This window comes from Trichodesmium erythraeum IMS101, from assembly GCF_000014265.1.
Taxonomy (GTDB): Bacteria; Cyanobacteriota; Cyanobacteriia; order Cyanobacteriales; family Microcoleaceae; genus Trichodesmium; species Trichodesmium erythraeum.
In genome coordinates this window covers 5,985,217-6,008,405 of sequence record NC_008312.1, presented here as the reverse complement: position 1 = coordinate 6,008,405, position 23,189 = coordinate 5,985,217, and the positions used below count along the sequence as shown (strand labels likewise).

13 protein-coding genes are annotated in these 23,189 nt (G+C 32.8%); 7 read left to right on the top strand and 6 right to left on the bottom strand.

Annotation, left to right across the window (positions count from 1 at the left end; genetic code table 11):
- Window positions 1-658 precede the first annotated feature (658 nt).
- The 6 genes from TERY_RS18660 to TERY_RS18640 all read left to right on the top strand — a co-directional run bounded on the left by TERY_RS18660 (window position 659) and on the right by TERY_RS18640 (window position 9,283).
- Entirely contained in the window at window positions 659-1,990 is a 1,332-nt protein-coding gene (locus tag TERY_RS18660) for a TrkH family potassium uptake protein (protein WP_011613250.1), read from the top strand.
- Between the two features lie 1,259 nt (window positions 1,991-3,249).
- Window positions 3,250-3,948, top strand: coding sequence for an NAD-binding protein (locus TERY_RS18655; RefSeq protein WP_011613249.1), 699 nt, complete (start codon window positions 3,250-3,252; stop codon window positions 3,946-3,948).
- Between the two features lie 432 nt (window positions 3,949-4,380).
- A complete protein-coding gene (locus TERY_RS18650; RefSeq protein ID WP_011613248.1) occupies window positions 4,381-5,430 on the top strand; it encodes a homogentisate phytyltransferase in 1,050 nt (349 codons plus the stop codon).
- 598 nt (window positions 5,431-6,028) lie between these two features.
- Window positions 6,029-6,439 (top strand): hypothetical protein, encoded by a 411-nt coding sequence (locus tag TERY_RS25705; RefSeq protein WP_155994493.1) that lies wholly within the window; start codon window positions 6,029-6,031, stop codon window positions 6,437-6,439.
- The gene (locus TERY_RS33540) at window positions 6,421-6,576 is read left to right on the top strand and encodes a hypothetical protein (RefSeq protein ID WP_155994492.1); all 156 of its coding nucleotides are present in this window, start codon (window positions 6,421-6,423) and stop codon (window positions 6,574-6,576) included. Before TERY_RS25705 ends, TERY_RS33540 begins: the two co-directional genes overlap by 19 nt.
- A 577-nt stretch (window positions 6,577-7,153) precedes the next feature.
- Complete coding sequence (locus TERY_RS18640; protein WP_011613246.1) at window positions 7,154-9,283, top strand: PLAT/LH2 domain-containing protein; 2,130 nt, start codon at window positions 7,154-7,156, stop codon at window positions 9,281-9,283.
- Between the two features lie 434 nt (window positions 9,284-9,717).
- On the opposite strand, the gene sbcC is transcribed toward TERY_RS18640, so the two are convergent.
- The 4 genes from sbcC to TERY_RS18620 form a co-directional block, all read right to left on the bottom strand.
- The gene (gene sbcC, locus TERY_RS18635) at window positions 9,718-12,768 is read right to left on the bottom strand and encodes an exonuclease subunit SbcC (protein ID WP_011613245.1); all 3,051 of its coding nucleotides are present in this window, start codon (window positions 12,766-12,768) and stop codon (window positions 9,718-9,720) included.
- A gap of 1,384 nt (window positions 12,769-14,152) precedes the next feature.
- Window positions 14,153-15,559, bottom strand: coding sequence for a serine hydrolase (locus TERY_RS18630; RefSeq protein ID WP_011613244.1), 1,407 nt, complete (start codon window positions 15,557-15,559; stop codon window positions 14,153-14,155).
- Window positions 15,560-16,407: 848 nt separating this feature from the next.
- Window positions 16,408-17,154, bottom strand: a complete 747-nt coding sequence (locus TERY_RS18625) for a TrmJ/YjtD family RNA methyltransferase (protein WP_011613243.1) — start codon at window positions 17,152-17,154, stop codon at window positions 16,408-16,410.
- Window positions 17,155-17,437: 283 nt separating this feature from the next.
- On the bottom strand, window positions 17,438-18,220 hold the full coding sequence (locus TERY_RS18620; RefSeq protein ID WP_011613242.1) for an HAD-IIB family hydrolase: 783 nt from the start codon (window positions 18,218-18,220) through the stop codon (window positions 17,438-17,440).
- A 119-nt stretch (window positions 18,221-18,339) separates the two neighbouring features.
- Here TERY_RS18620 and TERY_RS18615 point away from each other — a divergent pair, with 119 nt between their 5' ends.
- Window positions 18,340-18,816 (top strand): GNAT family N-acetyltransferase, encoded by a 477-nt coding sequence (locus TERY_RS18615; protein WP_011613241.1) that lies wholly within the window; start codon window positions 18,340-18,342, stop codon window positions 18,814-18,816.
- Window positions 18,817-19,073: 257 nt separating this feature from the next.
- Here TERY_RS18615 and TERY_RS18610 read toward each other — a convergent pair whose 3' ends face one another.
- Both TERY_RS18610 and TERY_RS18605 read right to left on the bottom strand, forming a co-directional pair.
- Complete coding sequence (locus TERY_RS18610) at window positions 19,074-19,700, bottom strand: PAP/fibrillin family protein (protein ID WP_011613240.1); 627 nt, start codon at window positions 19,698-19,700, stop codon at window positions 19,074-19,076.
- Window positions 19,701-22,097: 2,397 nt separating this feature from the next.
- Window positions 22,098-22,571: a hypothetical protein gene (locus tag TERY_RS18605; RefSeq protein WP_011613239.1), complete on the bottom strand. Its 474-nt coding sequence runs from the start codon at window positions 22,569-22,571 to the stop codon at window positions 22,098-22,100.
- Between the last annotated feature and the right edge of the window lie 618 nt (window positions 22,572-23,189).

Below are 23,189 nucleotides of genomic sequence, written 5' to 3'. Positions count from 1 at the left end.
TTGGTTAAGTACACTTCTTATTTATGTGATACAAGTTTAATATATACAGGACTTACGCTATAAAATAAGAAATGTAGTTGTGATGGATAATTTACCTTCAAATAAACTAGCATCAATTAAACATGGAATAGAATCCATAGGATAAAAAGTTTTAAATTTATCTGTATATTCGCCGGACTTTAATTCTTAAGAAATTAAGGTGGTAGTAGTTGAAATATTTTTGAAGGAGTTTTTGCCTAATAAAGTAAAGAAATGGTTGATATAATTATCTGGAAGCGACACTTAAGTTAACGAGTCCTCAACATTTAAAAAATTGGTTTGCTAAGTGTTATTACTGTACTATTAAACAACGAAAAGTACTGCATCTTTTTGTGGCGTTGCGATAGAGTCAGGATTTTGTGTTGAAAAGGTTTATAGAAAATCAAGCTACACTGGCCTGTATCCAGTGTTCATCTCATGCTGACCCTATCTCTTGCCTCTTATACCAATTTCCTCAAGTTAGATTAAATATAATTTGACATCTTGGCTTTCAAGTTTGAAATTATTACTTTTACAACTGAAGTTTTAAGTTGATGAAATAGGTATTACCTCTTAAGGAGGAGCTAACCCTAACAGGGGATCAAGCTAAAAATGTAAACATACATACTAAAAAATTGCAATGACTGTAGCTCGAAGGATTTGTCAAGGCTTTGTTATTGTCATTACTATTGGCAGTATATTACTAATGCTACCTATCTCTATGAGTAATGGGAATTGGAGTCATCCTGTAACTGCTTTATTTACAGCTACTTCTGCTGTTTGTGTAACTGGACTATCTGTTGTAAATGTGGGGGAATATTATTCATTTTGGGGACAGTTATTCCTGTTATTATTGGTTCAAATTGGAGCTTTGGGTTATATGACTGCTACGACTGTTCTTTTGTTGTTGCTGGGTCATAAATTTGGTCTTCGGCAAAAAGTTGCTGTTCAGCAATCTTTGGAACAGGTGGGACTAGCAGGTGTGGAGGGTTTAATTAAGTCAATTTTAGCAACAACAATTGTGTTTGAGTTGACTGGTATTTTGTTATTATTGTTAGTTTTTGTGCCAATTTATGGCTTTCAAGAAGGTCTTTGGTATTCTATTTTTCATAGTGTTAATTCTTTTAATAATGCTGGTTTTAGTTTGTATTCGGATAGCTTTGTTCAATTTGTAAAGTCTCCTTTACTAAATTTTGTGATTACTGGTTTGATTATATTTGGTGGATTGGGCTATCAGGTGATTATGGAAATGTATTCATGGGTTAAAGATCGTTGCCAAGGAAAACAAGCTTTTCACTCTTTTTCTCTACATTTTAAAGTAGTTACTAGTACTACTATTTTTCTGTTAATAGTTGGTTTGATTGCGTTTTTTATTGCTGAATTTCATAATCCTAATACTCTAGAAAATTTAAATTTAGGGGAAAAATTAATTGCTGCTTGGTTTCAATCTGTTACTACTAGAACTGCTGGTTTTCATACTATTGATATTGATAATTTTACTGATGCTGGTTTGTTTTTGACAATTGCTTTAATGTTTATTGGTGCTAGTCCGGGTAGCACTGGAGGAGGTATTAAAACTACAACTTTTACTATATTATTTAATAGTACTAAAGCAGCTCTACAAGGTAGGGATGAAGTATTATGTTATCAACGCAAGATTCCTATGATAGTTATTATTAAGGCTATTGGTATAGTTTTTGCATCAAGTTTATTAGTGGTTTTTGCTACTACTGTAATTGCATTTACTGACCGACAGTTAGAATTGACTGAGATTTTCTTTGAGGTTGTATCTGCTTTTGCTACGGTGGGTTTATCTAAAGGGGTGACTTCTAATTTTACAATTCCAGGACAATTAGTTTTAATTACAATAATGTATATAGGTAGAGTGGGTGTATTATTGTTGGTTTCTACTGTTTTTGCGCAACAAAAACCTAGTGCGGTTGAATATCCAGAGGAAAATTTATTTGTATAATTATTTTATTTTAGATTATGTAGTACTAGGGTTAAATTAAAAGTTAATACCTACTATATCTATCCATTATTAGTTTCTTAAAATTCTTTTATGATAGGGGGATAGGAAGATGGGAGAAAGGGTAAAGAATGATCTCTCACCTCTGGCAGAAAAAATTTATTTTTACTCTTCCCCTTGGGCTTCGGCTCCTAAGAAGCCCCTGTATCTAATACCAATTATTGTGCATTAATGCTAACTTTTTGTAAAAATTTAGTTATTATAGGGCTTTCGATTGTTATAAGTTATAGCTACCCGGGTAAGATACCTATAGTACATAATTTTCACTATTGACCCTTTACATCATTTGCCCGAAATATGCTGTAAATAATTAATATAAAATAAATAACTTTTTTGACTCTCTTTACCCAAGTTAATGTTAATTATTATTATTATATTTATTTCTTTTTGAATTTCCTATTTCTCTAGTTTCCTACTCAAGAAAATTTATATTTTTTTTTGATAAATGGTATGACAGTCGGGGAGGATATCAGTCAATTTTACTAAATATTTATTTATTGGAAATTTTGTTTTTATGCACTTGTTATTTTTATAGTCTACTAATGAAAAAAAAAGAAGTAATTTTTTATAAAGTAACTTGAAAAACTGGATTTGGAATTAATTGCCAATCTATAATTATTCTCTTTTATCAATTTTTATGTGAATAAAGATTTTTTTAAAGCATAGTCTAAAGGATAAAGTAAAAGTTTAAAATTCATTTTTGAGTGATTTTTTGGTTTTTAAATTCTATCCAAAAAGATAAAATTAACGTAAGTTTATACATTTAATAAATGTTATAAAATAGGGGTAAAAGCTATTGTGATTTTGGGGATATATAATGTGATATTTTTTTTATTAACTCTCGGCAATTATTTGGAAATTGGCAATTGCTAATTGGAAGCAGTTTATGTAATCATTTTTTTTTATTATGCCTAATTAATGAGACTTAATATCAGGATTTTATTTGATTGTAAACTTCAATATTAAGTAGATTAACAGGATCATAAATTATAGCTATTAGCGATGATTTTTTTTAATTTAATAAGTATGTAATAAGATTATTGGATTTATTAATGGTTATGCTAAAACTAAAACAAAATTAGGAATAACTAATTTTATAAATTCAGTTGTTCAATTTTTTTATTTAATTGGTAAAATCTAAAAGTATATATTTGGAGGCAGAGTTTTCTTGGCTATTAAACCAAGTATAACCCTGAATTATAGTGAAATTATCATCTTGGAATTTTTGGCAAAATTTGCGCCCGGAAAATAAACAATTTGCTGTAATTGGTTTAGGCAGATTTGGTAGAGCTGTTTGTGAAACATTACATAATTTAGGCTATGAAGTGTTGGCTATTGATAAAGAAGAAAAAATGGTAAATCGGGCTATAGCTGATGAAATTTCTTCTCATGCTTTTAAATTAGATTCGACAGAAATTAATGCGATTAAACAGGCTGGTGTTTTAGACTTTGATACAGTAATTGTGGCAATTGGTAATTATTTGGCAGAAAGTATTATTACTACTCTAAATCTTAAAGAATTGGGGATTAAGTCTGTGGTAGCTAAAGCTTCTTCTGAAACTCATAGAAAACTTTTGGAAAAGGTTGGAGCAGATTATGTGGTATTTCCAGAAAAAGAAATGGGTTGTGAAGTGGCACGATTATTAACTAAGCCTAAAGTAATCGATCAATTTGATATTGGCCCAGAACATAGTATCGTAGAAACTGTTGTACCGGATAAGTTTGATGGTAAAACTATTGCTGATTTACAAATACGGAATAAATATGGTTTGAATTTATTAGCAATCAATTCTCAAGATAAAAAATTTACAATTAATCCTAAGCCAAGTACAATTTTAAAAAAAGGAAGAATAATAGTTGTACTTGGTTCTAATCAAGATATTAATCGCTTGCCGAATTAAGGTTAAAAAAGTCATATTTATAGAAATAAATAAGTCATCAGTAAGTAATAATAATTCAGTAGAATTTCCTGATTAATTATTAAAGTATTGACTGATATTGGCAAGTATATTTTTGTGTGAAAAAAATGCAATATTTTCAGCCTAAAAAGCTCACAAATGTTAGTATTTTGGGCTGACTACGGCAGAGGGATATCAGGGAAAATATATCTGACTACATCTTAATTACTTTCCATTATTCTTGACTCCTGAGTTCTGAACTACTTGAAAATATGCATGTTTTTTTAGCAAGCTTTCAGTATTTAGCTTAATTGTTACTGTTATTGTTTTCTTGATAAAAAGGGTGATTTCTGCTAAGAAATTTAGTGAGTTTTTTAATGTCTTTTCTCTTGGTTTCACTAAGAACTTTAAATTTAAATAATTTCACAGGTAATTATGGGAAAAATTGCTGGTTCTCAACAGGGAAAAATTACAACGAATTGGCTACAAAAATATGTGCCATGGCTTTATAGTTTTTGGAAGTTTGCTCGCCCACATACGATTATTGGTACATCGTTAAGTGTGCTGGCTTTATATATAATTGCCATGGGCGATCGCTCTAATTTTTTTGACAAATATTTTTTTTTATACAGCTTAATTCTGTTATTGATAACTTGGATTAGTTGTTTATGTGGAAATATTTATATAGTAGGATTAAATCAATTAGAGGATATAGAAATAGATAGGATTAATAAGCCTCATCTCCCTATAGCTGCTGGTGAGTTTTCTCGTTTTTCTGGTCAAATAATTGTGGTAATAACGGGTATTTTGGCTTTGAGTTTTGCCGGGTTGGGGGGACCTTTTTTGTTGGGTACAGTGGGGATAAGTTTGGCAATTGGTACGGCTTATTCTTTACCTCCTATTCGATTAAAAAGATTTCCTGTTTTGGCCGCATTATGTATTTTTACTGTGCGGGGAGTTATTGTTAATTTGGGTATATTTTTAAGCTTTGTTTGGGGGTTTGAAAAGGTTGAGGAGGTTTCAGGAGGTTTAATTAAATGGATGGGTGAGTTGGGTGAGGTTGTTCTACTTCAAAAAAGCTTGATGGTTCCAGAAATTCCTCTGACGGTATGGGCTTTAACTTTGTTTGTGATAGTATTTACTTTTGCTATTGCTATTTTTAAGGATATTCCAGATATTGAGGGTGACCGTCAATATAATATTAATACGTTTACGATTAAGTTGGGAGCATTTGCTGTTTTTAATTTGGCAAGGTGGGTATTGACTTTTTGCTATCTGGGTATGGTGATGGTGGGTGTAGTTTGGTTGGCGAGTGTTAATTTATTTTTTTTGGTGATTAGTCATTTATTGGCTTTGGGTATAATGTGGTGGTTTAGTCAAAGGGTAGATCTGCATGATAAAAAGGCGATCGCTGATTTTTATCAATTTATTTGGAAATTATTTTTCCTGGAATATCTAATTTTTCCTATGGCTTGTTTTTTTTAAGTTGGAAGTCAAAAGTCAGAAGGTTGATAATTTTGTCTGATTTTTAATGACTAGACTAGATAGGTCCGGGATATCCAGCACTGCCACATCAAAACTGTTTCTAGATCAACGATACCAAGATAGGTAGTACTTCTGGCTTTGTCAGAGGTGCTGCCAAATATTTATAAAGACTAGACTAGAAGCAAAGGAGGAAATATGCATGGAATTACAATAAGCGATCGCTAACCAAATAAAAATATTCTAATAGTCTATCCTAAGCACAGGACAAAAAGCTTGACTTATAGAACAGGAAAAGGTTCATAGAATTAAACCATAATCTCCATGAAACCTGAACATTTGGGAGATTAGTTGACTACAAACAACTTCTAAATTACCACTGTTCTTGCCATGGAGCCAGAATTAAATTTATCCCTTTATTTATCTAGGCTGTATTTCAAGAAATATTAACTTAGCACAAATAGTAACTGCATTTTCCTCTAATGTTGAAGTAAGTTCTAATTACAAACACCTACAAAGGTTTTTCTCCCACTTTGTCATAGATACTAGGGAATTTGTCCAGGCTGTGATCGTCATCATGGACTGCTCGCAAAAATTGGTTTTGAGTAATTACCGAACTCAATGGCAGGTTGGTAAACATACATACAATATTCTCATGTTAGGAATTGCTGAGTACGGTTTGGCAATTCCCATAGTTGGGCAGATGTTATCCAAAAAAGGAAATTCCCAAACAGCAGAAGGTCTAGATGTGATAGAGAAATTTGCCCCATTGTTTAGTTACCAAAGAGTAGGATATCTAACAGCAGATAGAGAATTTGTGGGCAAACAATGGTTTAAATATCTTTCTGCTAATTGGGGGTTTTCTATCAGGATTTTTCACACAGGCTTAATTGGTGGTGGAGACCAATATTTCGCTTTTTCGTGGTTTTTAGCAGTTTCACCATTAGTGAAATTAGAAATTTGTTTAAACGTCGTTGTATTTGGGGAATGTGTATGTATGTATCAGCTTTGAAGTTGGAATTAGGAGAACTGTTAATTGTAGTTAGGGCTTGCCCAGGGGCAAGTGGGATTCAATATTATGGTTATGTTCATCGCTGGCACATTGAAATGTTGTTTGGTTGCTTCAAAAGTATAGGTTTTGACCTTTAGTCAACTGATATAATTAAATCAGAACGTCTAACTAAAATGATATTTTTATTAATTTTGATACTGTTTTGGGCACACCAAGTAGGTGTTTGGTTAGATGAGCATCGTCCTATGCTGGTAAAAAAACATGGGGGTAAAGCTCAAATTTTTTCCATATGGTCTAGATTTTTGGCGTAATATATTCTTTGATATACCTAGCAAAATAGCTAATTTTTTATAGGGTTTTAAAATTTTTGTCCTGTGCTTAGTTTGTGGACTACCTTTTACCCCTACTATAGATATTGTCTAATCTGAAAATTTTGCGTAAATTCTGGATATTAGGCATCAGCCCAGGATAAACCTTCCCGAAGATTAATAAGCCAGAGGTTATTATTAATAAGCCTTACCTTTTGTTATCAATTGTAATATATTATAATGTTGAGTATATTGCAATAAATTTGTAGTTATTCTTCTTACGCTAGTTTGAGTAACTACGCTAGTTACTTGAAGTGTATACTTCAATAATCTCCTGATTATAATCTGGCGCCAGGAAAAGGATATCTATATTTGCTAGTAAAAAAGTAGTTTTAAGGATAAACTCATGACTGAATTTTACAGTATTTACATAGAAACGGGGTCTAGTCCTTTGAGTGGGACACGTAACGATGTAGAGGTAAAACTGTTCGGTAGTCAAAACACTACTGAATATATGGAACTTACGAGCTTTGATGATATCCCATGGGAAAAAAACCAAAACAGAACTTTTCATCTGGGAAAATTGAATATTGGCGATTTAGAAGCAGTAGAGTTTCGTCTAAAATTACAAAACGGTCAGAAGCTTGATCCTCTATCAGAAAGCGATGTGACGTTGGGTCCTGTATTATTGGAGTTAGAAAAAGCAGGGATATTCGATGGGAAGTTCGATGGGGTATTAGAAGGGGATGAAACATCGGATTTAGAAAGCTTGGATATTGATGGCTGGGGATTAGAATCTTTTACGATCTCTGATGGTCAGAAATACTTTGATACTTCAGAACTATCAGGAGAAGAGTCGTACTTGTTTGATGTTAGTGAAACAAAAAAATTTGATGTTAAAGAAACCGAAAACTTTCCAGGAACCGTTGTTCCAATAGATTTGGTTGGTGGTAGCAATGATATTATTGATGGTACTTGGTTTCATGTCTTGGACAAGGGTGAGCTTGATATCAATAACTTAAGAGATAAATTAGGAAGAATTGATCAAGAACAAAATACATATTTTGTGACACACGGATTCTCTCGTGGAGCGGGAAATAGTTGGATACCAGAAAATAACATCAACATCTCTAATGGTGAGAGGGAAACAAGCAGGGAAACAAGCTTATCAAAAGCGATTCGCCAATACGATCCAAATGCTAATATTCTTTTCGTAGATTGGGCTGAAAAAAATTACAAGTTGGATATAAATCTCGAGGCACTGGCCTTGAATTATGCTGAGGCACGGGCAAACCTTTCCAAGATCACTGACGATATAGTAGAATATATCACAAGATATAACGTAAATCCTGAAAAGCTAACATTCGTAGGTCACAGTCTTGGTGCTCAAATTGCTGGACTAGTTGGGCAAAGGGTAGAAATGGATCGAATTATTGGCCTGGATCCTGGCGGCGTTGAACCTTTCAGTGATTTTTTACCTGATCAGCCCAATGCTCGGCTTTCTGAGGATGATGCTGAAAATGTTTATGTTATCCATTCTGAAACGCTATATGGATATGATTGGCCTGCAGGTGACTTTGACCTATATCTCAATGTTACTAATTATCAGGATTTGGGTCAATATGGTATAATGATTTACGAACAACCCGTTCCCCAGGAGCAGTGGCATGATTATGCGATAGATGTTGCTATAAATTTATTCGAAGGCACTGATTACGCAGGGGAATCAAAACGGAGAAATGAAGATGGTTTAGCGGAACTAACAAACCTAGATATAGAGACCTTCTTTGATCCTAACTCATATCCCACAACAAAAAATTCATTCTACGACTTACTGAATGAAAAGTTTCCACAGAACAGAGCTTTATTTTTCGACGAAAACTTACAACCAGAAGTCGATAAAAGCGGCGATGATATAATGAGAGGTAGTGAAAATGATGATTCCTTAAATAGTGGTCCAGGCAATGATAAAATTATAGGTAAAGGTGGTAACGATACACTCAATAGCGGTCCAGGCAATGACAAAATATTCGGACAATCTGGGGATGACTATTTAATAGGTCGCTCTGGTAACGATATTTTATTGGGGGGAAAGGGTGACGATACTCTCGAAGGTGGTATCGGTCGCGATCGCCTCAATGGTGGACCAGGAAACGACGAGCTTATAGGTGGTGGCAGTATAGATTTCTTCATTTTTAACACAAACCGACCATTTAATGAAGAAGACTTGGGTAAGGATATCATAACTGACTTTAAGGTTGATCAAGACTTTATCCTATTGGATAAATCTACTTTTGATGCCATTGAAAGTGACTCAAGCAGCAGAAAAAATCCAGGGTTTAGTCGTGTTGAAGAGTTTGAAGTAGTAGAAACAGATGAAAGTGCAGCTAGTTCAGAAGCTATCATTGTTCACAGCACAGAAACTGGTAATTTGTTCTACAATCAAAATGGTAGTGCTTCAGGGTTCGGAACAGGTGGTGATTTTGCCACTGTAGCTCCTGAATTAAGTTCAGAAAACTTTATACTTAGAGTTTAAAGCAGTAGAATTAGAATTCCATTATTAACAGGACTTACGAAATAGGAAATCGTCCAAAATTTAGAAGGAGACTTGCTTAATTTTTGATGATATAATATCTTTGCGTAAGTCGTGTTTAAATTAGTAGAATCTATCAAAATTCTTACATAAATTATTGTGAAAAATGAGTTGCCGAAGGGTGATTTTTGACAAAATTGGCTGACAGAAAAGAAAGGTAAATATGTTAGTAGTTGTGAACTACTTTTTGTAATTTATCTGACGGCTAAATCAAAGATTATCGCGGGAGTCTCCTTGCAAAATTATCTGATAGGGCTATCATAGATAAAATTGAATAGATGAAATTGGTAAGATAATTCATAATGTTGATATTTTCATTTATATTTCCATTGGGAAGTATGATGATTTTTTTATCCCTAATCATAATTTAGGATGAATCATACAGACAAAATAATTTGTGAACCTTGGGCAGTTTTACTCACCTCAATTCTAGCCTGAAAAGCCTCTTTAAAATGAGGAATATGAGTCACTGTTAAAATACAAGAAAAATCAGTAGCAATAGCATTAATAGCCGCAATTAATCTGTCACATCCTTCAGCATCTTGAGTTCCAAAACCTTCATCAATAATCAACATTTGTAAAGCAGTGCCTGAACGTTGTGCCAACAATTTTGATAAAGCTAAACGAATTGCAAAATTAACTCTAAAAGCTTCTCCTCCCGAATAAGTTTCATAAGGTCTTGTTCCTTTGGCATCTGCAATTAAAATATCTAATGTATCTATCCATCTAGCATTTTTCTTACTTCCTTTTGTAGCTTTTTGCGTCACAAATTGAATATGCAGTTGATTCGCACTTAATCTCGCCAAAATTTGATTAGTTTCTGCCTCTAACTGAGGCAAAATATTTTCAATCATTAATGCCTGAATTCCCTTTTTCCCAAAAGCTAAACTTAACTCCTGATAAACTCTATATTGCCGTTTCGTAGTTTGTAATTCTTCTAATTGTTTACCGTTTTGAAGTTGCAAATTTTCTAAATGTTTTAACTGCTGTTCCAATGAGCCTAAACTTCCCAATGTTTCATCTAATTCCTGGCGACGAACTTGAATTTTTTTGTCTAAATAGATAATTTTTTCATCCAACTCTGGAGTTTTTTCTAACTGTTGATTTAAAATAGAAACTTGACTTTTAATATCTGTTAAATCTTGCTGTCGATTTTCTATAACTGCCTTTAACTCATTTATCCTTTCAATTAAGTAAGGATATTGTTTATGAGCTTGACGTAATTTTTCAATTTTAGTTAGCCAAAACTGTGCTTTTCTCAACTCCAATCTCACATTATTATGTAACTCTAAATCATACCCAATTTCAGCAATTTCTCTCTCAATAACCACAATTTCTTGTTGTATTTGAGAACTTTGTTTTTGTAGCTCCAAATCTTGTTTTAAGCCAACTATTTTTTCTTCAATTTCTGGCATCAGAGCGCGAACTTTTCCTAACTTTATCTCTGCATCTTTAATTTGCCCATACTTAATTTCTGCCCATCTTAATTTTTTTTCCTCTTCCCTCGCTAAACTATGACTGCGCTCATCATAATTAAATTGTTGAATTTGCTGCTCTAAAGTGCTAAGTTCAGCATATAAATTCACAGCAAAATCACCCGTATGTAGCGATCGCTCAACTTTTGCCACTTCCTCTACTAATTCTTGCACCAAACTTTCATCCTGTTTAATATTATCCAACTGTACCTGTAAACCACCCCGGCTCTCCCGCAACTGATCATATTTACCTAACTCCTCGTCTATTTGCCGATATTCTGTTCTTAAAACCTGAATTTCTCGTTCAGAAATAGTCAGTTGCTCCCGTGTCACCCACAACAGATCTCTAATTTCCTTTTGCTGAGTTTGATGTTTATCTACCACCAAATGCCAGTGATGTTCATCCAAGGGGCGATCGCATAAAGGACAAGGTGGATATTCTTTAACTTCTACTTTACCATTATTACTACCTATATTTAATAACTGTAACTTTTGCCCCAACTCTGCCAGTCTGGTTTCATAATCTTTTTTATTGCCAATTAAACGTTCCAGAAACTGATGTCTTTCCTGCCCTTTTTCCCTGACCCGTTCTTGATAAACCCGCTTATTATCCAGTACAGCAATTTCTGCTACAACCTCCTGCAAAGTTGCCTGTAGTTGTGGTTGCTTTTGCTGTTGAGTTTGTCGTAGTTGACAAACTCGAGAATTAAGTTCTTCCAACCTTACGCTCAAACGTGCCTGCCTCTTTTCGAGTTCGGTTTGTAATTTCTGGCGTTGTTGCACCAGAGGAGTAACTTCTACTTGTAACTTATCCAGCTCATTTAATTTGACCCTTGCTGCTTGTAGTTCTGCTAAAGCCGTTTCAATATCGGTACGCTTACTTAGAACATTTAGATTTTCTTGTTCCTGCTCTTTGAGGGAATTTAACTGCCCTCGAAATTGCTGAATGTTGTTTTCTAATTTCTGGAGTTCTTGCCGTTGTTTTTCCTGGAGTTGTTGACTTTGCTTGAGAGCATTCTGGTGTTTTTTGAACTTAGCAGATAAACTTTCTTCAGTAGCTTGCAAGTTTTGGAAATGAACATATCCAGCATTGATTTCATTTTCTTGTTGCAATACTGCTATAAGTTCATCTTGTTGTTGTTGAGTAGCTTTTAGTTCCTGTTTGAGACGAGAACATTCTTGCACAAGTTTGTCATATTGTTGTTGTTGACCTTGCAGTAATTTTTGCCAGGTTTGGCGCTCATGTTGTTTGGTTTGAAGTTCTTTGAGTTGTTGTCTGTCAGTTTCTTGTTTTTGTTGCAGTTGAGCTAAAATTGCTTTCAGGTTATTTTGTTGTTGAGCGATCGCTTCTTTCTGTTCTAGCTGTTTTTCGTTCGCTTCTAGACTTTGTTCAAGTATTTCGACTTTTGCTTTAAACTGCCGAGCAATATCTTTTGCTTTTTCTCCCAGGGTGTCATATTGGTCAAGTTTTAGGAGACTTGCCAAAATTTCTTTTCGTTCATTTGGGCGTTTAAGCATAAACTCATCTGCCCTACCTTGACGTAAATATGCTGAATTTACGAATGTCTCATAGTCAAGCTTGATATATTCGATAATGCTTTGTTGGGTTGCTCGGACACCTTTTTGAGTTAGACTTTTAAACTGTGAACCTGTATTAACTTGAAATTCTAGGGTGGGTGACTGACCGCGACGACGACCACGAATAACACGGTAAATATTACCGTGAGTGGAGAATGTAAAGTCTACCCGTGTTTCTTTTTCTCCCAGACTGATAATATCATCTTCAGTGGCAGCCCGACTATTTCCCCATATTGCCCAAGCGATCGCTTCTAGTAGGGAAGATTTTCCAGCACCGTTAGGTCCGCAAATGCAGGCAGTGTGCAGACCTGTGAAATCTAAAGTCGCTTGGTGATAGCTGAGAAAATTTTTGAGTTGTAGTTTTTGAGGAATCATTTTGCTATAGTGGTGATATTTGTCGAATTTAGCGATAATTTCTTACTGAGTGATTATTATTTAGTTGATGTAGACTTTTCTTAAACCTATCCCACTATTTTTGAAGCTTTCATATTTAGGTAATATAAAAATCGTGAAATCCTCAAAAATTATTCTTTGTGAAATAGACTCCTTGGTTTTTGCTGTCTTTTTTTCGTTGTTTTAAACAACTGCTATATTCATTTTCTTACTTTTTTTTAGTTGATTTTTCACATTTTACATTAACACAAAATAATAACTATTGTTCTTATAGTTCTATGTATCAATATAAACTATTGATTTTTCAATTGTAAACTTAATCCAGTTTTTCTCTATATTTAGTGTGATTAATTATTGATTTACACTATATACAGCTTATTTCTAGTAAAGTATAATTTGTAAAGTAGTTCTAAGAGACTAGCTTAACAATAATGAAAATTTAATACTATTTATCAGGATTTTAGCTAGGTTAATCGTGAAGTTTTTTAACCAGATTCAATATTACTCAGGTCTAAACCATATAAAACCCGTTTGAGAACTGTATGATACCAAGGATGAAAAAAAAAAGAATCTTAAAAATAGTTTAAAAATAGTTTAAAAATATATGTGAAATAATTTGGTAAAATTACTGAGCGCTTTAAGATTTTTAACTTTTGAATTTTTGAATTTTTGAATTTTTAAAATCTTACTTTGAGCTTTCTATTACTGCCTACTCCTGACTCCTAAAAAAACTTAAGCCTGACAAATAAAAGATAGGATTTGAGTTTCTATAAACTTGTGCCTAGGATTTTCAATGTTAATTCAGAACAATTATTCTGGAAAATATCAGAATAGAGAAAAATTAGGTTTATATAAAATCCGGTTACATAGTATATGTTTATAATTTTCAGAACTTAAGGCACTAATTGTAGTTTTAAAATCTGAAATTCTTACCACAAATACATTATATATAACTGTAATGAATAAGTCATGACTCTATAATTATTCCCTTATTCCCCACCTCTCCACCTCCAACTATAGAATAACTATCCAACCGGATTTGATCTTAAAGTTTCCCCCGCCTATCAAGAGACTTTTTAACTGTTTTTTTTTGAATACATCTGCTAATTATATTAGAGTTGCTGGGTGTGGGAAAATTGAAAACGCCCAAAAACTTAATCTATAAACTTTTCAGGATTTAAGGGCTAAAAAATACCATCAAGCTTCTATAGTCTAAAGTTTTTGGGCACTCAAGAACTTGCCACTATTATCATACTAAATCCGGTTGTTAATGTATGTTCTTTTTCAAAATCCTCTCTAAACATCACACCCCATATCTATAAACCGGATTCAGAATGAGTATCACTGGTAAGTTCTGAAATCAATACTATTGTGAGGATTTAAGATATTTATAAGTTTCTTTAGATACCCTGCGAATTAAATCTACAGCATCCTGATCCTCATCCGGACGCTTCACCAGTACAGCCAATAGATAACGCCTGCCATTAACTAAATCAATCATACCCACATCTGCCAACATAGATTTTAGATTACCTGTCTTGTGAGCAACTACAGAACCTCTACCTACCCCCCTAGGCAGCAAAGAATTGTTCTGAGTTCTCTCCATGATCCGGAACAAGCGATCGCGAGACTTCAAAGACACCAAACCACCTTGATTTATCTGTGAGATTAAATTGATCAAATCCTTGGAAGTTGTTGTATTTGTTCCTGACAAATCTGGTAAAGAATTATTAATTACAGTATTCTTTAAACCCCAGCTCTGAAATGACTGATTTAAAATTTCAGCTCCTCCCAGTTCTTCAATTAACATATTAGTTGCTGTATTATCACTAATAATGATCATCTTTCTTACAGTTTGTAAAGCCGTATATTTGCTTCCAGGATTACGAAACTGCATATTTCCGGAACCCTCAGCAACATGAGATTCCTTCATTGTTAGCAGATCATTCAATTTGATTCTGCCCTGATCCACTGCCTGGAAAAAAGCGACTAATATCGGTAACTTGATCGTACTCGCTGCCGCCATAGTAGCATCTCCATTAATATCTACATAAGCGCCAGTATCAGTATCAATCAGAAATACCCCTGGTGTTAGGCTTGGGAATTTAGTGATTATTGTATCTAACTCTGTTTTTAAAGCTGTAATTTCCCTAGTTTGTTGTACTACTAAAGGTACAATTGGGGGAGATTTCCATTCAGTATTTATCTGTCCCTTATTATCTGCTGCGCGAGATACCAGACTATAATTACTTCCTGGCTTTAATATTGATAGCACTGTTCCCATAATAACTGCTATTCCTACACCTAAGATTAACATCCGAGTTATATATAACAGCAAAGAAGGGGAACGGAAATAATTAGGACTGGTAACTAGTGATTTTTTAGATGGTAGTAACTCAGAAATAAAAGATTGAGCTTTTTCTGGTCGTTTACGAGGTTGAACAGATGATGTGGGTTGTTGTTCTGCGAGCTTCCTCAATCTAGCGAGTTCCTCTCTTCGGCTACGTCTAGCCCTATGAGATTGAAATTTAGGAATCTCTGGTTTTGAAACTCTAGGTACAACAGTTTTCTTTTTTGGAGGCACTGGCCTGAGAGATGTTCTCTCGTCACCTGGCAGTGGAAACTTAGCTACATTACCCTTTTTCCTGAGAGGTAGCTGCGGTTGCAGTTGATTAGTATTTTTTCTCCTACTAGATTTTTGCGACTGAGAGTCGGACTTAGAAGTAGAAGATACCACTGAAAGAATTGATGGATTAGGAAACCTTTGAACCACTCCAAACACCTTAATATATAACTATAATTTTATCAGCTCTCACTCTTAAGGGCGAGGTTTTATACTATGGGTAAAAATCTCAAAAGCTAGCTCAAAAAAAAATGATTTTGTCTGTGATTGGATATCCAAAAAATTAGAGGAAACCCAGACAACTATTTCTATTAATTTATGATAGATTTTGAGTTTTTTGATAGTGAATTAGTCTCATCAGCAAGTACACAAATTAATTACAAGCTCTGCCAAGTCTTTTTTACTATAGTATGCTTTTTTTAATAGGATATTTATTGTGCGTACCTATTTTATTATTAGGACTAAGTTCTTTGTTAAAGTTACTAGAAAACTAGCTTTAAACAGAATAACTTGACCTCACATGCCTAGCTTTAGTTGACTACTCTTTGGAGTAAAATCATGGATAAATTTTAAGTTCTTGGTATCTATACCGTTCTATTAATATTACCCAAATTTATCTCAGAGAGTTTTGGCAGCTCAGTTCCTCTTTTGCGTAAGAATACTGAGTACAGTATGTAACTTACTTTCAACAACAGGCTTAAAATCCTTTTAAACCTATTGCTATTTTGGGACTTTTCTTCTTAACTTAATACGTTTTAGATAATAGCAAAATTAATTAAACCAACAGAATAAATATGGACTTCTGTTACAGATTTGCACAAAAAATATCCTTAATTAAATAGTTAAGAATAACCTTTGAAAATTAGGACTTATGCAAAAACCGTTTTGAGGGAGGAAATTTCGGGTCACTGGGCAAAAAACAATCATCAGGGCAATAAACCTGTTTTCTTGTTTGGGTGCGTCAGTCCTGACAATATATGAATAGCCAAAGATAAAAATTAAGTACCATCATGATCATAATTAGATAGTGCCCAATTGATTTGTCTAATCATTCCTCGTAACATTGCCACTTCTTGAGTGGAGGGATAGGCGCGGTTATATAGACGGCGAAATTTTTCCATTCTGCTGGATGCTGTATGGGGATAAAGATAACCTATTTTCAACAATATGGTTTCTAAATCCTGATAATATGCTTCTAGAACATCTAGGGAGGCTTCTAAATCACGATTTGCTTGGCTTTGAGGATTATTCTCCTGATTAAGTTGTGCCTGATATAGCTCATAACAACATATGGCTACTGCTTGAGCTAGGTTTAGAGAGGGATAGGAGTCATCAGATTGAATACGGACAAATCTTTGGGCATAATTTAATTCTACATTAGTTAAGCCTCGATCTTCTCTTCCAAATATTAAAGCTCCTGAATATCCCAGTAGCCAAGGTAGAGAATGTTTAGGGTTTTCTAGGTGGGTGGGCAATGAACGGTCTAGGGATGTAGTGGCGATCGCTCTGTGACATCCTTTTAGAGCTTCTGGTAATGTGGGAACGATTGTCGCCTTTTCTAAAATTTCTACCCCATGAACCGCCATTTGTCGGGCTTCTGCTCCATAAGGGTCGCATTGAGGATTAACTAAGACCAAATGATTTAAGCCCATGTTTTTCATAATCCTTGCTACAGAACCGACATTGAGTGGCCCTTTGGCTTCTACTAATACTATCCTAATTTGTGTTGATTCTAATTTTAGCATAATTAATTTATAATAATTCAGCCGTTAGTCATCAGCTAACCTCCTAGGGAGAAACTGCACAATGCGGCTATTGTTTTTAGTTTTAGATCAAGTTTTATTAATAGAAGCAGAATTAAATCTGACAACAAAAGCTGGATGCCTTTTTCTGTAATTATAGCTCTTTTTAATCATAATTTTAACCAGATAATTTTAAGTATATTAATATTTATTAATGGCTGGTATTGAAAATAATTTACCATATTTTAGATAGATATTTTGCCTAAAATATGATAGTATATAGATATTAATGTTGATCAATACTTAATATTAATTCTGCTAATTCACAAAAACCTTCTGCTTCTTTTTTACTAGTAACATAGACTGGCTGATGATTTATTTTATTGGCATATTCGAGAATATTTGCTACTCCCACTGAAAAAGGAAATTTACTCTCTTCAAATAGACTTTCATCATTAGGACTATCACCAACCGTAATGACTTTTTCTGTTGTTAAATTAGGGAAGTATTCTGAAATAATTTTGCATAGTCCACTTGCTTTATTTTGCTGTAAAGGTTTGATATGACATTGCACAGTGCTATAGGTAAAACCATAACCTTTGCTTTGACAAATATCTGCCATTTTTGTTAGTTCCGAGATACTCAAATTCTGTATATCAAAAGTCCAGTCTGTTAATCTAAACTGATTATCAACAGATGGTTCAATTAGGGGAAATTGACTTTTTAAGTATTGGAAAATATTGGCTAAATTTTGTCGGTGTAGAGTAATATTTGGTATGGAAATTAAAAATTGAGGTGTTTCACTATGAATAGGATAAAATAGACCGCCATTTTCAGCGATCGCTCCTACTATAGGTAAATAATTTTTGATTGCTTGCACCCAACCAGCAGAACGACCTGTAATTACTAATACCTGAATTTTTGCTGCCGCTAATTTTTCTAAAGCAAGAAAAAGATCAGAGGTAAATTTACCATTTTTTGTTAATGTACCATCCATATCAGTAGCTATAAGTTGAATATTTTTTAGGCTAGTTTTTGCTACGTTTTCAGAGATAGGAGTAAAAGGCATAATCAATATTTTTTAATTATTATTTCTGAACTTTTTAGATTATATAATCTTTCTTATAAAGTAGAGCAAATAACTATATTCATTATAATGAAGATATCTAAGATTTTTATTTGTTGAAAATGACAGAAATAGTATTGCCAAATTCCTGTAATTTAAGACTTGCATCTGCTAAGGATATCTGGTCTATCCGTAAGTTAGTTTTCACTGCTAAACTTGACCCGACTCAATTACGTTGGGAACAATTTTTGCTAATTGAATGTGAGGGAAAATTAGTAGCTTGTGGACAGTTGCGTAATTTTGAGGATGCACAAGAATTAGGTAGTTTAGTAGTTGTAAAATCTTGGCAAAAATGTGGGCTAGGTACAACACTTGCAAAATATCTGATTGAACAAGCAACTAAACCTTTATATCTGGAATGTTTAGGTAAAAAATTAGAATCTTTTTACAGTCGTTTAGATTTTGTTCCTATTTCTTTAGCCGAATCACCTAAATCTTTAAAGTTTAAATTTGGCATCTCTCAATTAGGCAGAAAAATATTCAAAATTCCTATGATAATTATGGAATATAAAGGAAATAAATTAATTAATTATAATTAGGTATTACTCAAAAATTTTGTTGGTAAGGAAAGTGAATATGGTAAAAATTTAGCTGAATAATTACGTTTATAATATTAATTTATCTGCATTTTTGCTGCTTTAGCTGAGGGATGTTTTATCAAAAAAAACTAGTCAATAAATAAGATAAATAGCGATTTTAAAGGAGATAAAAAAAGAAGAAAGGTTATGATTTTATTTACTCCTAATTCAGTCAGAATGAGGTACTAAAAACTAATAACTAATAACTGAAATACTTACTATAAAATATTAGCTTTATTGAGAATAAATAAACTTTCATCTCCCCCACGTCCTACTCTGAAATTTTCGTCTATATAAGTAATATCAAGTGTAGCGACTCTACCTTGAGGATTATTAGCTTTTATAACTTTAAAGGGATTGAGTTTAGGGGTGTCAATACCTAAAATTTTCTCTATTGCTAAATAACGTTGGTCAAAATATACATTGATACGTTTATCTACTAAACCAAGTGTATTTATAGCAGGTTCAAAACTAGCAGTTACTTTTACATATCCTGATATTAATTTTAGAGGATATTTTACTTGAGCTAGGTTGAAAAATGCTTTATCTTCAATATTAATTACTTGATAAATTTTACCTACTTTTAATCCTAATGGTAGGGAATCTAAAGAACGAATTTCTCTAGCTGTAGAGTATTGCAGTTGCCAAGTTCCCTCTAATAAATTAGGAGCAGATAAGAGAGGTTGAGGATGAGGATTTAGATTTTCTAGTTCTTTTGTTAACTGCTCAATTTCTTTCTCTAAAGTTTTTTCTATCTTCAAGTTAGTAACAGGAGAACCATCATTTCTAGTTTGAATATTTTTGATTTTTTCTTGTAATTTTTTCTTCAAAATTTGATTATTCATAAAATAAAGTATTTGTATAATTTTTTGTGACACTGATGTCTTATTAGATATTTCAGCTATCAGTTATCAGTTGGCTTTTTGGGCGCAAAACTGCATTTTTGTGTTTTGTAGTGAAACGGTATTTCTTACTAAAGCGGGAAGCTTGAAATTTTGGCAATAGTATCTTCAGCTAAATATGTAGAATAAATAGTTTTAGAGTTTATTAGAAAACTTTGAGGTCAGACTTTTTTATTGCCAAATTCTGTCTCTAATTCTGAAGTAAGATTAGCAATATCAGGGTAATGACTTTGCTTGTTTGGGGGAAAAGGTGAATCAGTATAAACTTTTTCATATTGCCCACTATAGTTTTGATAATTTATTCAATAAAAGTCAAGATTTTCTTATTAAATAGAGATTTTTAGGGAGAAGTTAATGATTTTTAAGTGTTCGTAGGTTTTATGAAAAATGAGAAAAAAAAATCACGATTTAAGGGTTAGATAAAAAGTTTGAACAAATGAGAAAATTTCTTGATTTTTCAGGCATTAGGGCAGTTGAAAAATAATTCATAATTACTAAGTTTAATTTTGTTACTGACTCTACTGGTGGTAATGAGTTATTTCGGTTTTTTTCTGAGAACTAACTGATAGAGCGATCGCTAACCATAGTTACTTCCGATAGGGAAAATATAAATATATTTGTTATCAAATTAGTACCATGAAAAATTTCGGGTTTTCGTTTCGATAATACCTAAATATTATTTTTCCAGAATCTTATTTTTCCAGAATCTTATTTTTCCAGAATATTGTTTTTCCAGAATGTTATTTTTCCAGAATGTTATTTTTCCAGAATCTTGTTTTTCCAGAATCTTATTTTTCCAGAATCTTATTTTTCCAGAATATTGTTTTTCCAGAATCTTATTTTTCCAGAATGTTGTTTTTCCAGAATATTGTTTTTCCAGAATTTGAAGGCAAATAATGGCGGGTTAGAAAATCTATCAAATTGTCTGATCGATAATGCCTAAATATTATTTTTCCAGAATCTTATTTTTCCAGAATCTTATTTTTCCAGAATATTGTTTTTCCAGAATATTGTTTTTCCAGAATCTTATTTTTCCAGAATTTGAAGGCAAATAATGGCGGGTTAGAAAATCTATCAAATTGTCTTATCGATAATACCTAAATATTGTTTGTCCAGAATCTTATTTTTCCAGAATGTTATTTTTCCAGAATATTGTTTTTCGAGAATCTTATTTTTCCAGAATCTTATTTTTCCAGAATCTTATTTTTCCAGAATCTTATTTTTCCAGAATGTTGTTTTTCCAGAATATTGTTTTTCCAGAATTTGAAGGCAAATAATGGCGGGTTAGAAAATCTATCAAATTGTCTGATCGATAATGCCTAAATCTTATTTTTCCAGAATATTATTTTTCCAGAATGTTGTTTTTCCAGAATCTTATTTTTCCAGAATTTGAAGGCAAATAATGGCGGGTTAGAAAATCTATCAAATTGTCTGATCGATAATGCCTAAATATTATTTTTCCAGAATATTATTTTTCCAGAATATTGTTTTTCCAGAATCTTATTTTTCCAGAATGTTGTTTTTCCAGAATCTTATTTTTCCAGAATTTGAAGGCAAATAATGGCGGGTTAGAAAATCTATCAAATTGTCTGATCGATAATGCCTAAATATTATTTTTCCAGAATATTATTTTTCCAGAATATTGTTTTTCCAGAATCTTATTTTTCCAGAATGTTGTTTTTCCAGAATCTTATTTTTCCAGAATTTGAAGGCAAATAATGGCGGGTTAGAAAATCTATCAAATTGTCTGATCGATAATGCCTAAATATTATTTTTCCAGAATATTATTTTTCCGGAATATTGTTTTTCCAGAATCTTATTTTTCCAGAATGTTGTTTTTCCAGAATATTGTTTTTCCAGAATGTTATTTTTCCAGAATATTGTTTTTCCAGAATATTGTTTTTCCAGAATGTTGTTTTTCCAGAATCTTATTTTTCCAGAATCTTATTTTTCCAGAATTTGAAGGCAAATAATGGCGGGTTAGAAAATCTATCAAATTGTCTTATCGATAATACCTAAATATTATTTTTCCAGAATCTTATTTTTCCAGAATATTGTTTTTCCAGAATCTTATTTTTCCAGAATATTGTTTTTCCAGAATGTTATTTTTCCAGAATATTGTTTTTCCAGAATGTTATTTTTCCAGAATGTTATTTTTCCAGAATATTGTTTTTCCAGAATGTTATTTTTCCAGAAGTTGAAGGCAAATAATGGCGGGTTAGAAAATCTATCAAATTGTCTTAGTTAATAGAATTGTCTCTGGTTTTTTAGATAGCTGAAACCCACCCTAAATCAAGGCTTAAAAAAAATGAGATGACTCCTAATATTTGAAGCTTTATTTTATTTCTTGTCGGAATTATTTTGAGAAATCAAATTCCAGAATTTCTCAAGCTTACTAATTTTTTTTACTTTTTCTTGTGGCTCTGGAAATTGTAAAACCTGAATAGACATATTGAGAAGTTCATAATTATCTTCCTCTTCAGGATCCGGTTTAATAAGTGGGCGTTCTTCTAATGAACTTTCCCTTGGGGTAACTGTTACTAAATCTTCGGTGGGTTGGATAAAATATTGAGAATTATCGCTGATTTTTTCGAGGTTTGAATGAATATTTTGAAAGATTTTATTCAGAGATGAGTTCTTGCTAATTACTTCTTTTAACATGGGTTTAGTATAAGTTTCCCAAGCTGTGGGGTCAGTCTCTAATTGTTTACCAGCACTTTTGAGTTGTTTTTTTTCCTCTGAAGTTAAAGGGGTTTCTAATTCTTTGATTGCATACATTAAAGATAATAAGAATTTGTCCATAGAATTGTTCATGTTAGTTATCCTTTTATCAATTATTTTTTTCCCTATTCAAGCTAATATTTCTAAGTTTGGAGTTGCTTAATTATCAAAATAATTCTGTCTCTAACTCCGCCTTTTCAAACCTAAGATGTTGAGAGGCTGATCCTAAATTATCTTTACAAAATAAAAAATGTAAAATACACTTGAATAGTTGTCAACTATTGTAACCTAAAATTTTGATTATTCAGTACTTACCCCCGGGCAGGTCCTGACGGTGAGGAGGAATGCTATTCAGCTCTAAACATAGCGGACCTAAGTGAACTTGCGTAGGTTTTATTATTAATAGTGAGACTTCAACAAAGTCTGGGGAAAAAAAATCGGCTTAAATATAGACTAGTAAAAGCTTTGGGCTTCAAAAATGTCTAAGTCTGGCTGCCGAGGTTCTAGCCCTAGCCTTGAGGACGTCGACATACAGCAGATTTCGGATGTATAAGGTACAGGGTAAATTGTAAAAATTATGTAGTGCTAGGATCAAGCTCCCGTGGGTGTACCTCATAATCAGGTGAATGGCTGTAATTCCCTTGTTTAAATGGACTTTTATGCATTTCTTCTGTCAGAAAATGTCTAAGTACTAATAGAAAAGTATTACTA